Annotated in this window: 13 protein-coding genes; 7 read left to right on the top strand and 6 right to left on the bottom strand. The window is 34.6% G+C overall.

Annotation, left to right across the window (positions count from 1 at the left end):
• Positions 1–7 precede the first annotated feature (7 nt).
• On the top strand, positions 8–1,414 hold the full coding sequence (locus tag NBG71_RS17225) for a YfcC family protein (protein ID WP_075674272.1): 1,407 nt from the start codon (positions 8–10) through the stop codon (positions 1,412–1,414).
• Positions 1,415–1,470: 56 nt separating this feature from the next.
• On the opposite strand, the gene NBG71_RS17230 is transcribed toward NBG71_RS17225, so the two are convergent.
• Entirely contained in the window at positions 1,471–2,103 is a 633-nt protein-coding gene (locus NBG71_RS17230; RefSeq protein WP_075674273.1) for a TetR/AcrR family transcriptional regulator C-terminal domain-containing protein, read from the bottom strand.
• A gap of 118 nt (positions 2,104–2,221) precedes the next feature.
• Here NBG71_RS17230 and NBG71_RS17235 point away from each other — a divergent pair, with 118 nt between their 5' ends.
• Together NBG71_RS17235 and NBG71_RS17240 are read left to right on the top strand one after the other, a co-directional pair.
• On the top strand, positions 2,222–3,322 hold the full coding sequence (locus NBG71_RS17235) for an HlyD family secretion protein (protein ID WP_075674274.1): 1,101 nt from the start codon (positions 2,222–2,224) through the stop codon (positions 3,320–3,322).
• The gene (locus NBG71_RS17240) at positions 3,309–4,844 is read left to right on the top strand and encodes an MFS transporter (RefSeq protein ID WP_191901677.1); all 1,536 of its coding nucleotides are present in this window, start codon (positions 3,309–3,311) and stop codon (positions 4,842–4,844) included. The genes NBG71_RS17235 and NBG71_RS17240 overlap by 14 nt, the downstream gene beginning before the upstream one ends.
• 117 nt (positions 4,845–4,961) lie before the next feature.
• Here NBG71_RS17240 and NBG71_RS17245 read toward each other — a convergent pair whose 3' ends face one another.
• Positions 4,962–5,411, bottom strand: coding sequence for a DUF411 domain-containing protein (locus NBG71_RS17245; protein ID WP_099659555.1), 450 nt, complete (start codon positions 5,409–5,411; stop codon positions 4,962–4,964).
• Between the two features lie 497 nt (positions 5,412–5,908).
• Positions 5,909–6,319, bottom strand: coding sequence for a YgiW/YdeI family stress tolerance OB fold protein (locus NBG71_RS17250; protein WP_075674277.1), 411 nt, complete (start codon positions 6,317–6,319; stop codon positions 5,909–5,911).
• A gap of 346 nt (positions 6,320–6,665) precedes the next feature.
• Here NBG71_RS17250 and satP point away from each other — a divergent pair, with 346 nt between their 5' ends.
• The gene (gene satP / locus NBG71_RS17255) at positions 6,666–7,229 is read left to right on the top strand and encodes an acetate uptake transporter (protein WP_075674281.1); all 564 of its coding nucleotides are present in this window, start codon (positions 6,666–6,668) and stop codon (positions 7,227–7,229) included.
• A 19-nt stretch (positions 7,230–7,248) separates the two neighbouring features.
• Here the strand turns inward: satP and NBG71_RS17260 are convergent, their stop codons facing one another.
• From NBG71_RS17260 to ybiA, 3 genes are all read right to left on the bottom strand, one after another.
• Positions 7,249–7,833: a rhomboid family intramembrane serine protease gene (locus NBG71_RS17260; RefSeq protein ID WP_075674278.1), complete on the bottom strand. Its 585-nt coding sequence runs from the start codon at positions 7,831–7,833 to the stop codon at positions 7,249–7,251.
• A 98-nt stretch (positions 7,834–7,931) separates the two neighbouring features.
• Positions 7,932–8,843: an N-acetylglucosamine kinase gene (gene nagK, locus NBG71_RS17265; RefSeq protein WP_075674279.1), complete on the bottom strand. Its 912-nt coding sequence runs from the start codon at positions 8,841–8,843 to the stop codon at positions 7,932–7,934.
• Between the two features lie 156 nt (positions 8,844–8,999).
• Positions 9,000–9,551 (bottom strand): riboflavin biosynthesis intermediates N-glycosidase, encoded by a 552-nt coding sequence (gene ybiA, locus NBG71_RS17270; RefSeq protein WP_075674280.1) that lies wholly within the window; start codon positions 9,549–9,551, stop codon positions 9,000–9,002.
• 1,363 nt (positions 9,552–10,914) lie between these two features.
• Between ybiA and NBG71_RS17275 the strand changes: the two genes are divergently transcribed.
• The 3 genes from NBG71_RS17275 to bcsB all read left to right on the top strand — a co-directional run bounded on the left by NBG71_RS17275 (position 10,915) and on the right by bcsB (position 15,959).
• Positions 10,915–11,313, top strand: coding sequence for a hypothetical protein (locus tag NBG71_RS17275; RefSeq protein ID WP_075673743.1), 399 nt, complete (start codon positions 10,915–10,917; stop codon positions 11,311–11,313).
• A gap of 171 nt (positions 11,314–11,484) precedes the next feature.
• Positions 11,485–13,605, top strand: coding sequence for a UDP-forming cellulose synthase catalytic subunit (bcsA, locus tag NBG71_RS17280; protein ID WP_075673742.1), 2,121 nt, complete (start codon positions 11,485–11,487; stop codon positions 13,603–13,605).
• 2 nt (positions 13,606–13,607) lie between these two features.
• Entirely contained in the window at positions 13,608–15,959 is a 2,352-nt protein-coding gene (bcsB, locus tag NBG71_RS17285) for a cellulose biosynthesis cyclic di-GMP-binding regulatory protein BcsB (protein WP_075673741.1), read from the top strand.
• The last annotated feature ends 3 nt before the right edge of the window (positions 15,960–15,962 follow it).

A 15,962-nucleotide genomic window follows, 5' to 3' on the forward strand; every position in this document is an offset into this window, starting at 1 on the left:
TGAATGTATGGATAAGAATAAAAAAATAAAATGGGCTATGCCAGATGCTTTTATTATTATTTTTGGCATCGTTATCTTAGCCGCTATTGCAACTTATTTAATTCCTGCCGGCACTTACGAACGCGAAACAGTAAATGGGCTAAATCGTGTTGTACCGGGAAGTTTTGGTTATGTTGACCAGAATCCAGCTTCATTAATGGATGTTTTTTACGCCATTCCTGTGGGATTAAAGCAATCAGCGAGCATTATTTTCCTGATCTTTATGATTGGTGGTGCGATAGCTATTTATGATAGAACTCGTGCTATTGATTCAGGGATCAATGCGTTAATTATCAAAACAAAAGGTAATTACCAAGCACTGATTATTACTGTTGCATTTATCTTTGGAATGCTTTCATCATTAGGATTGGCTGCCAACGCGGTTATTGCTTTTATTCCAATAGGAATAGCCCTTTCGCGTTCGATGAAATTAGATGCCATAACAGGAGTCGCTGTTGTTTACCTCGGATATTATGCAGGAAATGCAGTCGGCGTTTTAGATCCTACTATTTTAGGTACAGCACAAACGTTAGCTGAAGTACCTCTATTTTCAGGTGTAATTTTTAGGATTGTATTATTCTCAATTTTGATTGTAGTCACTATTGCTTATATTGTTTGGTATGCAAGACGTATCGCGAATAATCCAACTAAAAGTTATATGTATGGACTTACAACTGATGATCCTGATTATGATGCTCATGAAGATCAAACAATGGATGGTACTTTCTCTTTAATGCAAAAATTGAGTCTTGTTGTCTTTATTGCATTTATCGGATTGTTTTTATACGGTGCATTTGAATATAAGTGGGGAATTGAACACTTATCTGCCATCTTTATTATGATGAGTGTTGTGGTAGCGGCGATGTTTAAAATTAGCCCTAATGACTACATCAAAACCTTTATGAAAGGTGCTCAATCTTTAGTTTATGGTGCATTAGTTGTTGGTATTGCAAGAGCTGTAATTGTTATTTTAGATGAAGGACGAGTACTGGATTCTATTGTTCAAGCCACACTCGTTCCATTACAGCAAACCTCTCACTTTTGGGGAGCGCAGTTACTTTATTTCTTTAATTTATTATTTAATTTATTGGTAACATCAGGAACCGGACAAGCTTCTATAGTGATGCCTATTATGGTACCTATCTTAGATATCTTGGATCTCACTCGCCAAACTGGTGTCTTGATCCTTAAATTAGGCGATGGATTTACTAACATAATTACACCAACATCTGGCGTATTAATGGCAGTATTGGCCGTAGGAAAAGTGCCTTGGACTCGTTGGGTTAAATTTGTTTTCCCTATCTTGATGATTTGGACAGTGATTGGTATGGCGGCGATTGGTATCGCAACCGCTATTAACTATGGCCCTGTCTGATTTATAAAATAAGAAAATAAAATAGCCGCATATAATAAGCGGCTATTTTTTCAATTCTAATTAATTTGATGTTGAAAACCGAGCAATAATTGCTCTAATCCAAATTCGAAGCGACTTGTAAAATCATCAGCAAAAAGAACCTCTCTTGCTTGCCAAGTTTGAGGAAATTTATCTTGGACTAATTGCTCAAATGCCTCTCTTTTATCCATTAATTCTGCTTTTTCAATGAGCATGACGGATTGTTGTTCTATACAACATCCTAAAATAAAATAAAGTAACGCCATTGTCATTTTGCTGGCTAATTGAGCTGAAGTACCTGACTGCATAATTGCATTAATAAAAGTATTATTTATACGTAATACATTTTCAGAAATGACATAAGTACCTGCAAATACTCTGGCACCGTCCCTATGACGTAAAAATGCGTTTCTTAAATCATAAGAAAGGCGTGTTATATCTTTTTTCCAATCATTATGAAATTCAAAATTTACGGCAACATCACTGACTATTCTATCTGCAATCCCTTCAATTAACGTCTGTTTGTTATCAAAATGCCAATAGAGAGAGGCTGCTTTTATCTGTAGAGCATCCGCTAGTTTACGCATTGTTAAGCCTTCAATACCTTCTGTCTCTAGTAATGCAAGGGCGGTATCTACTACTTTTAGCCGTTCAATTTTAGGTGTTTTCATAAATAATTCTCATTACCCTCTTTTATATCTAACGTTGTTAGTTTAACATGTTTACATAGACTAACAATGTTAGATTGCAGTTTAAGTGAGTAGAAATATCGTTATTTGGGAATGAAATATGAAAAATACATCATCAAGAAAAGAAAAAATAATGCAATTTATAATGACTTATACTCCTTGGATTGCGGTCATTTTAGTTATTGTATTGATTACAACTGCGACGTTAGATTGGGATAAATGGAGGAGTGATGCACGATATCAAACCACTGATAATGCCTACATAAAAACAGACCCTACAATATTAAAATCAAGAATGACGGGGTTTATTTCTGAAATAAAAAAGGAGGATTATCAGTTTGTTAAACAAGGAGATGTTATTGCTATTATTAATGATAACGAACAGTTACTTAGTAAAAAGGCCGCTATTGCCGAGTTTAAAAAAGCACAATTACAGTTTAATAATTTAAAAGAAGAGATAAAAGCGTCTGAACTTAATATCGAAACTTTACATAATCGCTATGAAGCGACAGTTATTGATGTCGCTCAAGCGAAAAGAAATCCTTTATTACGAAAAGATTTAATTCGAAGTGGGGCTATAACTCAACAAAATTACCTTGATGCGCAATCTGATTTACAACGTTTAATAAAATTACAAAGCGCAGCTAAAAATGAATGGGAGCAAGCTAAACAATCATTGGTATTACTTAAAGCTCAAGAAGAAATACGTCTAACAGAAAAAAATATTGCCCAAACACGTTATCAACAAACAGAAACAGAACTCACTTATACAAGAATAGAAGCCCCTTTTGATGCTCAGTTAAATAAAATAAAAGTCAATCTTGGTAGTTTAGTTACACCTGGCACAGAAATCGTCACACTGACTCCTCTAAATCATATTTACATCATTGCGAATTTAAAAGAGACACAGATAAAAAAAATTCTTCCTGAACAAACTGTTTCTATCAAGATAGATGCTTTTCCTAATGAAATATATCAAGGAAAAGTTCGTTATATTGGTGCGCAAAGTAGTGGTGAGTCGGCACTAATTCCTGCCGATAATGCAAGTGGCAATTTCACTAAAGTTGTTCAACGTATTCCTGTTTACATCACTTTTGATAGTAATAATAAATTATTCGCTAAATTGCGTGCTGGCATGTCTGTCGAAATAAAAATAGACACAGAAAGTTTATCTATAGAGGAGGTTGATGGTGACGCTTAATTTCTTGTCTGGCGCACAAGAAAATAGACCTTTATTTATCGTATTTTCTGTTTTTTTTGGTGCTATTTTATCTACGTTATTTATTCGTATGTTTTCTATTTCTTTGGCTGATCTACGAGGCATTTTTGCTCTAGATGTAGTCCAAGGATCTTGGTTAAACGTGGCGATTAATTCTGCTCAGTTAATCAGTATGACATTAGTACCTTGGTTTATGGTGATTTATGGTGCTGAGAAAATATTAATTAGTTCAAGCTTATTACTTTTTGTCTGTTGTATTTTTGTCTCTAGTTATGGTGATTTTATTGGGCTACCTTTTTTATTAATACTGCATTTTTTGATTGGTTTTTGTTTGGGGGTCTATTTGCCAATGACAATTTCTTTGGCATTAAGAAGTTTAAACCCTAATGTTTGGTTAATCGTTATGGCGGCTTATAGCCTACGTGTTTCAGTAGGAATGGATGCAGGAATAGGAATTTCAGGTTCAATATTTGAGATCTTAAATTGGCGCTGGCTCTATTGGATTTCAATGTTATTTTCGTTAGCTATTATCTTTTTTGCTTGGCGTGGAATGCCAATTTCACCTATCAATAAGGAGCAACTTGCACAAAGTGATTGGGGAGGAATGACATTAAAATGCCTAGGTTTAACTCTATTATATATTAGTGTTGTTCAAGGTGAGTTACTTGGATGGTGGGATTCAGGACTGATTATTTCTTGTTTACTTGGTAGTGCTATTTTAATACTGACTTTTATTATTAGAGCGGTAACTTATAGCAAAAGTTTTGGATATCTAAATTGGCTGACAAATTATAATTTAAGGGTCTGTTTTGTCATTGCTTGTTTATACGGTTTTTTAATGTTGCCCAACTCATTATTTGTGCCTTCTTTTTTGAGTATTGTTGCAGGCTTAAAAGCACAACAAATAGGAGAAATAAGCAATGTTGGTTTTATTACCTATCTTCTTTGTAGTCCTTTAGCCATTATTATCGCACGTCGGCTAGAGCCTCGTTTAGTGATGATGATAGGAATGACTATTATTGGTGTTTCTTGTTTACTTGGTCATCAAATTACTTATCAGTGGAGATCAGACGATTTCTTTTTGCTTATGGTGATACAAGCTATTGGGGAATGTATTTTATTAATTGGTTTAATTGCTTCATTTGTGACCAATATTAAACCCAGTGAAGCGTTGCATCTTGGGGCTTATATTTCAATAGCAAGAGTATTAATGCCAGCACTAGCTGGAGCCTTAATGAATACGTATTTAAGAATATCTTATGATACACACCAAGGATCATTAAGAGGGTATGTGCAAACTGGGGAACAAAAATTATTAGGAAAGGGACTTAATAACGTTCAAGATGTTATGGCTTTAATAACAAGGGAGTCTCATGTTGCATCCTTTATAGATGGATTTCATTTAATAACATGGTTTGTTGTTTTAGGATTGATTTGTCTATTTTTTTTAAAACCTTCACCCGCTAATCCTATTGTGCCAACATTATTTACTATTCAAAAATAAAACTCTGCCTGTAATCGATAACAGGCAGAGGAAAATAGCACTATCGGAGAGATATATTGCTATTAAAACAACACTACAGTAAGAACAAAACTAATTAAGAAAATAAGTAAGAAAAAATTAGTTGTAAGACTTAAATAGGGATTGATTACCTGATTTATCAAAAGCGATAACTTGGTAAGGCTCTTTATAATCACCGGCATACATACCTAAACTTCCTGCAGGCATTCCCCCAACCGCAATACCCGATTTAGATTTATCCACTAAGTCGATATTTTTTAAGCTATCAACCGGGATATGTCCGACTAAGTCTTTACCTTGATAAGTCGCAAAGTGGCAACTTAATAAATTATTGGGTACACCTGCTTGTTGGTACTTTTCCATTAATTGTGTTTCTGAAACGATATTTACTTTAACGTTAAAGCCAGCTTCTTTTACACCATCAGCCCATAAAGTACAGCATCCGCAACTCTCTGTTTTATAAACCTCAACAACATTATGACTAGAAGCATAAGCTGTGCTTGTAAAAGCAGAGATAGCGATAATAGAAGGTAGTAATAACTTTTTCATTGTCTATTCCTTTCATTAAGTTGATAGATGAAACAATAATCTTTCCCCCTACAGGAAGGTCAATTTAATTAAGGTATAAACGCGTAGAGTTTTGTAAAAAAATATTTATAGAAAACAAAGGTATAAATAATACTTTGCTTATCTTTTTTTGATTTTTTTCGAGAATATGACTTGATATAAGTAGAAAAAAAGCCTGCATAGCAGGCTTAAAATGGAGAAAACAGGGTAAACGTAGAGTAGTTAGGATGTAAACGACTATGAGGGTATCTCATGAGTTAAATCACCTCTTGCGAAGAGTAGCTGTGCTTTAACTGATAATAACTATAAACCTAAACTTAACCTGAGGTTAAAGCGGAGAAATTTGTATAAAGGATCCAATTTTATTGATTAAACTAAAATATAAAAAAGTGAAAAATAAAAAGCCAATATATTTCAATATATTAGCTTTTATCATAATCAGGTTGTATTTGATTTGAAGACAAATTATTTGATGGTAATTATTTGATAATAGTAATTTGTTTTACGTCGATCTCGGTACTTGTCCACTCTTTATCAATTTTACCTTCAATTCTGACAGTATTTTCTGGTGTGACTGTTTGTCCGCGCCATCTTTTATTATCAATATCTACATTGATACCGCCGGTGCTATCTTCAAAAACATACAGCTCATCGCCAATTTTTTTGGTAATTTTACCCGTTAAGATAACCCAAGTGTCATCAGAAAGATCCTTTGCTTTAGCAACGGTTGTTTCACTAATAGAAGGGCCTTTAAATCCACCTTGCTCTGTTGTGGGGGTCTGAATAGATCCTTGAAAGCCACCTTCATGTGTTGTACTTGCTTGAGATGCAAAAGCCAAAGTACTACCGATTAATAATACAAGTATTTTTTTCATAACAAGCTCGCTTATAGGTTAATAATTCAACTAATTAATGTATTAGATTTTATTTCATTTCTATGTATAAAACCGCATTTTAAGGTAAATTTAAGTATTAATATATCAACTGATTGATATTAACATTTAAATTATAGACCTTTATTTTTCTTTGTTCTTTTTGTTGATATAAGTATCTATCACTAAATACTTCTTTTCTCTAAGTTAAATCTACTAGTTATTTCCCCTTAGGATCGGTGTTGGCAGTTATTCAAAAATATACCCTTTGGGATCATTGTTTTTGGATGTGTTACCTCTTATCATCCAGCGCTTTCAAAATTTTTTTAATTTTCCCCTATTATTTTTAGAGGTTTTAGGTTTTATGACTAACGAACGTATTGCCAATCCGGGTCCATTAGGTTTAATGGGTTTTGGTATGACAACGATTTTGTTGAACATACATAATGCCGGTTTTTTCCCAGTTGTCTCAGTCATTATGAGTATGGGAATTTTTTATGGTGGGATCGCTCAAGTTATTGCTGGAATTTTTGAGTTCAAAAAAGGCAACACTTTTGGCGCCACTGCATTTACCTCTTACGGCTTCTTTTGGATAACATTGGTAGGAATTTGGTTATTACCAGTGATGGGCTTAAGCGAGCCAACAACACCTCTCTTTTTAGGTGTGTTTTTAGCACTGTGGGGAATTTTTACCTTTTTCATGTTCATTGGCACGTTAAAAGCCAATAGAGCGCTACAGTTTGTCTTTTTAAGTCTGACAGTTTTATTTGCTTTACTGGCGATAGGAAATATCACCGGCAATGCACTGATTTTAAAAATTGCAGGTTTTGAAGGGATTATTTGTGGTGCCAGTGCTTTTTATCTTGCAATGGCTGAAGTATTAAATGAGATGTATGGCAGAACAATACTGCCAATTGGTCATAAGTAACTGTTTTATAAAGAAGTGGCTATTTAGCCACTTCTACTACTCGGCTTTTACGGCGAATTAGCTTTCTTGCACACCATGCATAAAGTAGCCCTGCAACAACACCTGAAATATGTGATTCTGTTGATACACCTAATTGTCCCGGGATTAATCCGTAGGCCATTGATCCATAATAGAATAGAACAAAGAGTGCGATCACGATATCGATGATTTTACGTCGAGTAAAAGCGTGAGCAATAAGCAAAGACCACAACCCAAAAATCCATCCACTTGCACCAACGTGAACAGCGCTTCGTCCAAAAATCCAAACTAATAAACCGCTTACAATAATGATAAATATACTAGATAACACATATTCTCGTAGAGATTGGGTCATGGATAAAAAACTAAGAATAAGAAGTGGGAGTAGATTACTAAATAGATGAGACCAAGATCCATGAATGAAAGGCGCGATAAAAATACCAATTAAACCTTCACCTGTTCTTGGAATAATGCCCCATTGAAGAAGAGAGATGGGGAGTAGTGAGTTAATAAGTTGAAGTAAGACTAATATGATAGTTAATCCACCAAGAAAGGTGAGTCTTTTTTTAAACCAAATCTTATCCATACCGATAGCCTTAATAATGTGATGGCTCTGATAAAACACTATAAGCTATAAATAGAAGAGCCTTTAAGAAAAAAAGAAGAAAGGCTCTTTTTTATTTATCAGTCTAATAAATTAAGGCAAGCCGCTCCACGAGCGCCACCTGCATCACCATGACGTGCTTTTTCTATTACTGGAATTTGTGCATTGCCGTAAACACAGTGTGAGAGATATTTAGGTAATAGCTCATACAGTGCGTTAAATTGTGATAACCCACCACCAATAACAATCAAATGAGGGTCAAGTACAGTAAGAATATTGCTAAGGTAAATCGCAAGTACTTTCATATAGCGATCAACATGTTCTTGAGTTTTTTCATCGCCTGCATAATATTGCTCAACAATATCAACCGCTCTTTGTGGGGTATTATTGAAGGCTTTATACATGCGTTCAAAACCACGGCCCGATAAATAGGTTTCAAAACACGCTTTTTTACCACAGCCACAAATAATTTTTGGCATCGTTTCACCGATCACATTATCTGCATCTACATTCAGATTCATATGACCGATTTCACCAGCAATCCCATTCTTGCCAGACAATACTTTGCCATCAATAACAAATCCTCCCCCCACTCCCGTGCCTAATATAAGACCTAATACAGAAGGGTGATGACGAAACTCAGGATCCCAAGCTTCCGATAAGGCAAAGCAGTTAGCATCATTTTCGACTTTAACGGGTCTATTGAGTATATGTGCGAGATCGTGAACCATAGGTTTGTATTTAGCTGCCGGAACATTAGTGGTAAACACTGTTCCTTCTTTAGCATTCACAATACCAGGAACACCCACCCCCACTTTTCCCTTACAACCTAATTCATTGTCAGCTTCTAAAGTCAGATCCTTAAAAACATTCAATAATGCCTGATAGTCATTTTTAGGTGTCGGAACACGTTTTTGCCATACTTGAGTTAAATCTTTATCAAAAACGGCAAGCTCAATTTTTGTGCCGCCCATATCAAAACCATAATACATATCAGTCTCTTAATTATTCTGTAAATATTATTTATAGCAACGACAAGGTTGTCGTTACGTGGCCATTTCTATTTCAGTCAATACTTAAGTTATCTCTACTGCTTATACACTAGGTTAAAGAAGAACAGTGATTGGTGACAGTTGAGTTTTCTTTATCTATTGATTTCTACCTTCAATCAACACACTACGTACTTTCATTAGAGCAAAACCTAATAAATTTAATCCATTCCAAAGAAGAGGATTGTTAATCTCGTTATCTTGCTCACTTAAACCGACTCCCCATATTTTATCAACGGGGCTTGCCTCAACAAGCACACGATTGCCTGTTGAAATCAGAAATTTACCGAGTTCTTTATTTTGGGAAAACTTAGCGATATTGGCACGAATAACAATATCCATACGGTGTTGTTCCCAAATGTTTTGGTCAAATCCTTTTACTTCTCTACCTAATGCTTTTGCTGAACCTGGATTAGAGGTGGTAATTATGCGCTCTCTGACTTCTATATCATTAAATAATCTTGCTTTTTCAGCCATCATATAGTGCTCAGCGCTAGCATAACGTACTTCATCTAATATAAAAGGTGCTGGATACCATTGGCTAAAGCAACTTTTTGCGATGTCATTACCTTTACTTTTGTGTCCCCAAAAGTAAACGAACTTTATTTTCTTGCCGGTACGAAATTCTTTTTTTAATTGTTCTAAATCCATCTTTTTCCCGTTATGTCGAATACTCCTGATTCACTTAATAAAGATAGCATAGAAGTAAAGAAGGATAGAGTGCCTTTTTGCTATTCTGTGAACAGGTGAAGCGATTCCGCTATTTTAAATTATCTTTATTAAACTAATCTTAATTTGATTGGTTTTTACTGAATGATAAAAAAAATAGAGCTTAGTTTCTTAGGATTGCTCTTAAAAAATTTATATAAAAAATATCTTTATTTATATAGTTACATAAAAAGATAATCTTAAAATGATACCAATCTCTTAGTAGAAAGGTGTATTTAATTAAGTATTCTTAATATAAAAAATCGTAAATACTGGTATTTATACTAAACATTGGTATTTATAACTAATTTAATATTTAAAATATTATAAATTCAATAACTTATATTGGTTTGTGTGCTTATTTTCATTGTTACATTTATTATTTGAACTATGTCACGCTTGTGTGTTTGTTAAGCTAAGTTAACAATACCATTTTATAGATAAAATATTACTTAAGTTAATTATTCTGTAATACAGGTTATTCTTAGCGGTATTTACTATAAGCAAATAAAAAAACACATCATAGATTGATAATCTATTTTTGTCTTTTATTTTGATGTTTTTTTCTAAAACTTAACCAAGGCTGATGTATTTTATTTTCCCTTAATAAAATGAAACGGTCTTAATATGATAAAAAGCAATAAATTCACCTTTTAGGTGTAAAAAAGAAACCTATTTTGATGATGATCAATATCAATAAATAATATTTTCTATTTTAAATTATTATTTTCTAGTCTTTTTTAGAATCAAAAAAAGAGAGTTTATTAAAATTGATCTTGATGTGTTCTTTGATTTTTAGAAGAAATAATATCAATAAATAATTATTTTAGAATTTTATTTTTATAAAATTTATACAAATTGTTATTAATTAACTTTAGTTATTATCTGGTTTTTAAACCTGTTTTTTTAGGTGAAAAAGATGCTGTTTTTAATAGTAACAATAAATATTTAGTTAAGTAAAAATACTTATTTTTATAAAGTAAAAATGAGTACTGTTTTACTTTTTACACTTTTTTTGATGTTGTATTTTTCATTAAAATAATTATACAATTTAATTTAAATAATCATTGCTCTTAATCGGATGATGTTTATTTGTAATTAAATAAGTTGGTATTTATAAGATTATTTTACCCTACATAGTTGATGTTCATTAATTGATGATTTAATGAGAGTTTAAATATGAATTTATAAAGATATATTTTTAACTTGTTGTGAAAATTATCTATAAGGTTCTCTCTTCCTTATTTTGGATGAGCATCAAATTATTGAACAAGGTTTAGAGTACTGTTATTAAAGGGGCCACACTATGTATGATGATATTAGTAACCTAAAAGATAAGTTTCAGGAAGATGCCTTTGCTTTTCAGGAGTTTTCTTCCTCTACAATACAAGATGTTGATAATAAAATAGAACCAGTAGTTATAAATAAAGAAGATAATAATAAAATTAGTAATTTAAGTAATAATACGTTTTCTGAAACTTCACTTGTTGTGAAAAACGAACCAAAACAGCCTGTTACTTCATCGTCTATCCCTTCTTATCGCCAGGATGCTTTAGTTGTTAAAGCAAAGAAAGACAATTTAATTAAGAGTAAGCAAAATTTGTTAGCAGATAATAAAATATTTGATAGCAACGAAACGGATAGAGCTCATGCTCATGAAAATATATCATTAAAAGATATATTGTCATTTATTGCCTCTGTCTAATCTAAATAAGCAAAACTCTTTGTGTAAATAAATAATATTGACTGGTGTCAATCTTTAGCCATTGTTATTTTATTTTTTAAGATAGGTTTATTTCTTTTCGATGTTTATTAATGTCGATGGGGTGCCTTTGTCTTAAGAAAATATCTATGGCGATGACAAAGGTATAGGTTTATGAATAAAATATTTAAAACATTAATTACGGCTTTTCTATTGATAACAATGTTTTCACTCATTGTTATGCCAATGAGCGCCGAACAACAATATATATTCGGTATTATCAATATATTGCTGTTATTTGTTATCGGTTTTAAAAAATCAAAAAAACGATTGTTAACAATGGTTTTTATTTCATTGTTGATGTCAACGCGTTATCTCTATTGGCGCGCAACAAATACCTTAAATTTTAATACAACTATCGAGGCTGTTTTAGGTAGTGGTTTATTTATGGCTGAAATTTATTCTTGGATAATATTAGTCCTAGGATACTTCCAAACATCATGGCCATTAAATAGAAAAATAGCACCGTTACCTAAAGATGTTTCTCAATGGCCGACTGTTGATATTTATATTCCAACCTATAACGAAAGTTTGGATGTAGTACGTGATACCGTCTTAGCTGCACAAGCTATCGATTATCCACAAGATAAAATGAAAGTTTATATATTGGATGATGGTAGCCGTGAAGAATTTAAACAATTCGCTGGTGATGTTGGTGTAACTTACATTGAACGTGAAGTTCATGATCACGCTAAAGCGGGTAACTTAAATCATGCAATGGGATTAACAGACGGTGAGTTAATCTGTGTTTTTGATTGTGACCACATATCAACACGTATTTTCTTGCAAGCAACGGTTGGTAGCTTCCTTGAAGATCCTAAATTAGCACTGATACAAACACCGCACTATTTCTACTCACAAGATCCATTTGAACGTAACTTAAGTGCCGCTAAAGATGCACCCCATGAAGGCGCACTTTTCTATGGCCCTGTTCAACGTGGTAATGATAACTGGAATGCGACATTCTTCTGTGGTTCATGTGCTGTTATGCGTCGTAGTGCTCTTGAAGAAATCGGTGGTATTGCTGTTGAAACGGTAACTGAAGATGCTCACACCGCGCTTAAATTACAACGTTTAGGTTGGAACTCTGCATTTATTGATATTCCTTTAGCCGCAGGTCTTGCAACAGAACGTTTAGCATTACACGTTAACCAACGTATCCGTTGGGCTAGAGGGATGACGCAAATATTCCGTGTCGATAATCCAATGTTAGGTCGTGGTTTAACATTCCCTCAGCGTTTATGTTATCTCAATGCCATGCTCCATTTTCAGTACGGTTTACCTCGTATCATCTTCTTGACTGCACCGTTACTGTTTATGTTATTTAACCTCAATATTATCGCTTCATCCGCCAGCATGATATTTGCTTATGCGTTACCACACTTAATCATGTCGGTTTATGTAAATTCGAAAAATATCGGTAAATACCGTTACTCTTTCTGGGGCGAAATTTATGAAACCGTTATGGCATTTAGTTTGGTGTTACCAACTTTGCTGAGCCTAGTTTCACCAAAATTAGGTAAATTTAACGTAACAGATAAAGGTGATTTGCTTGATAAAAGCTATATGGATTACCTCACTGTGCGTCCATTAATCATCACTGCACTTCTTCTTATCACTGGGATTTCATGGGTTATTGTTCGTTACCTATTAAATGACTTCCAAGGCATTGATCCACTAGTAATTGTTTTAAACCTGACTTGGGCAACTTATAGTTTATTTATTATTCTTGCTTCTATTGCAGTAGGTAAAGAGACTCGACAAATTCGTAAGCATACACGGATCAATGCATCTCTCCCTATTACCTTACATTTTGATGATGGCGCTGAGTTAACGACAACCACTGAAGATATTTCAATGGGGGGCGTTCGCATCGCCGTGAATAAGATGTCTGAACTTCGCCAACGTAATGTCACGTCAATCACTCTGAATGTACAACGAGATGAAGTTACTGTTCCTGTTGATATGGTGAGTTTAGAAAGCAATCAACTACGTCTTGAATTCTTACCTATTGATTTAAATCTTCGCCGCAAATTAGTGCGTATTGTCTTTGGTCGTGCTGATGCATGGATCCATCAAGCGGATTATAAAGACAAACCATTTAAAGAATTGGCAGGCATTACGCGTTGTATTTTTGAACTGTTCTTTGGTCGTCGCCAAAAAGTGAAAGCACCAGCAACAAGAACGAAAGCAAAAGCTTCACTCTCTGTGCAATCTATTAACGGGGATGACTAAGCATGAAAAAGAAACTGACATTAATGCTAAGCCTAACGGCGATGGCGATCGCAAGTATTAATCTTTCTCAAGCAGATACGGGAATGTTAGAGCTAGGAGGGGAGTTTTTACCTGACCCAACTTCTTATACACATTCGCCAGTACAACAAAATACGAATAACCCGATCCAACTTGAAGAGGGTGTATTGTCTGAAGCACGTAATATCGAAGAGCAATTAACATTGGCACAGATGGGAAGTCCATCACCTATCGTGTTATCAGGAAGAAGATTACTTTCTGGTGTGACGTTTAATATGGCGAACGATTTATTTATTGATAACGCTACATTAACGATGAAAGTGAAAGCGTCTCAAGGATTAATTCAATCTGATCAAACACTTCACTTAATGCTAAATGGTCAACCTATGGGATTTCTACCTTTAGAAGAAGGTGGGCAAGAGCATGAATATGTTTTAGAAATCCCTGAAATGATGTTGACGAATGTAAATAATCTCAGTTTTCGTTTGGCCAATCGTGATGCATTGGATGAAAACCAATGTATCCCTCCATTGGCTGAAGGATTAAGTTTGGTTATTTCACCAGATTCATCATTAGATTATCGAGGTCGCTGGATTAATGGCGGGTATAGTCTGGAACGATTGCCCCTACCGTTCTTTGATCCTGACAGAATGACAGCGACCTCGTTACCTATCATATTGTCAGATAAACCTGACCATGCAGAGGTAACAACAGCAGCTATTGCTGCATCATGGTTTGGCAGTTTTAGTCATGATATTAAGCAAGTTGATTTACCTGTTTTAATGAATCAGTTACCTGAAAGTGATGGTGTTTTAGTTGGTTATTCAGGACAAACTATCGCGGGTATTACATTACCGTCAGGAAATAGTGGGCAATTAACCATTGTTGATAATCCAGTCGATCCTGTTTTCAAATTATTACTGATAAGTGGTGATAATGAGAAATCTCTTCGCCAAGCTGTATGGGCGTTAAACAACGGCAAGTTGCCACAAAATGATCACTTAATCGTACCTTTTCAAACATTGGAAGTACGCAAAGATTACGATGCCCCTCGTTGGTTAAACACTAATAAACCCGTCACATTAGGTCAAATTGCTAATGGTAGTGATGACTTTTCGCGTCAAGGTATTAACCATGCACCGAATCAGTTTTCGTTTCGTGTTTCTCCTGATCTCTTTTGGTGGGATGGTGATGCGTTGCCTTTAGATTTGAAATATGTTTTCCCTCATTCGGATAAACTAAATAGTCGTCGCTCTTCATTGATTGCTTCTTTGAATAACCAATTCTTAGGTGCATTGTATCCGGCGCGTTCAGAACCTTTAGGTATGTTAAGACAATGGCTAGGAATGGAGAGTGAACAGCAAAATAGCACGCTCTATTTAAATCCTCGTCAGATCTACAGTCAGAATCAATTGCAGTTTTATTTTGACTTACGTGAACCTGAGGATGCTCCTTGTATTTTAACGGATGGTAGTGGCTTAATTAGCCAAATTGATCCGCAATCAACGCTGCAATTTAAAAATACTTGGCACTATTCAAGAATGCCGAATTTGGCGTATTTTTCAGGGGCTTCATTCCCATTTAGTCGTCGTGCTGATTTTTCACAAACGACACTGTTATTACCTGAGAATCCAACAATCGAAGAGCTTTATACCTTAGTGAACTTAATGGCGAGATCAGGCTATGCCACAGGTACACCGGTTTCTCATGCATCAGTTTTCTTAGGTGCTAAAGAGCTTGAGAAAAATAATCTCTCTCAACACGATGTGTTAGCGATTGGCTCATTAAGTAGTGACGGTTTTTTACCAGCACGTTTTTCACAACAAGCTTTCTCGTTTTTAAATAAAAACGTCGAAGTCAAACCGCAATCATTGATTGATAAAGCAAAAGGTTGGATGGCTGGCGATTATTTATCTCAAAGTGGTGATGCTGCAAGTTACTTATCTTCAGTGAAAGATTGGCGTGGCATGATGAGTTTTATTTCACCTTGGGCAAGCGATAGGGTTGTCGTGTTAGTTACCGCGAAAGGTAATGATTCGATAAAAACCATTATCAATGACTTAAATTTAGCCCAAATAAATGCGGCGATTAAAGGCGATATCACACTTATTAGTGGTAAAGACACCGTAAAAAGTTTCCATTTAGGTGAACACTTCTCGCAAGGTGACTTACCTTTCTTACAACAATTCCTTTGGTATAGCTCTAGACACGTCTATTTGCTGGGTCTTTTAGCGGTTGGTTTTTGTGCGTTGACGGGCTTCGTGACTTATTGCTGGTTACAACGTCGCTCAACTCGTCGTTTACATCAGATATCACAGCATCGTTCAGACAAATAAAGG

The organism is Proteus sp. FZP2095 (assembly GCF_023701425.1).
Lineage (GTDB): Bacteria > Pseudomonadota > Gammaproteobacteria > Enterobacterales > Enterobacteriaceae > Proteus > Proteus cibarius.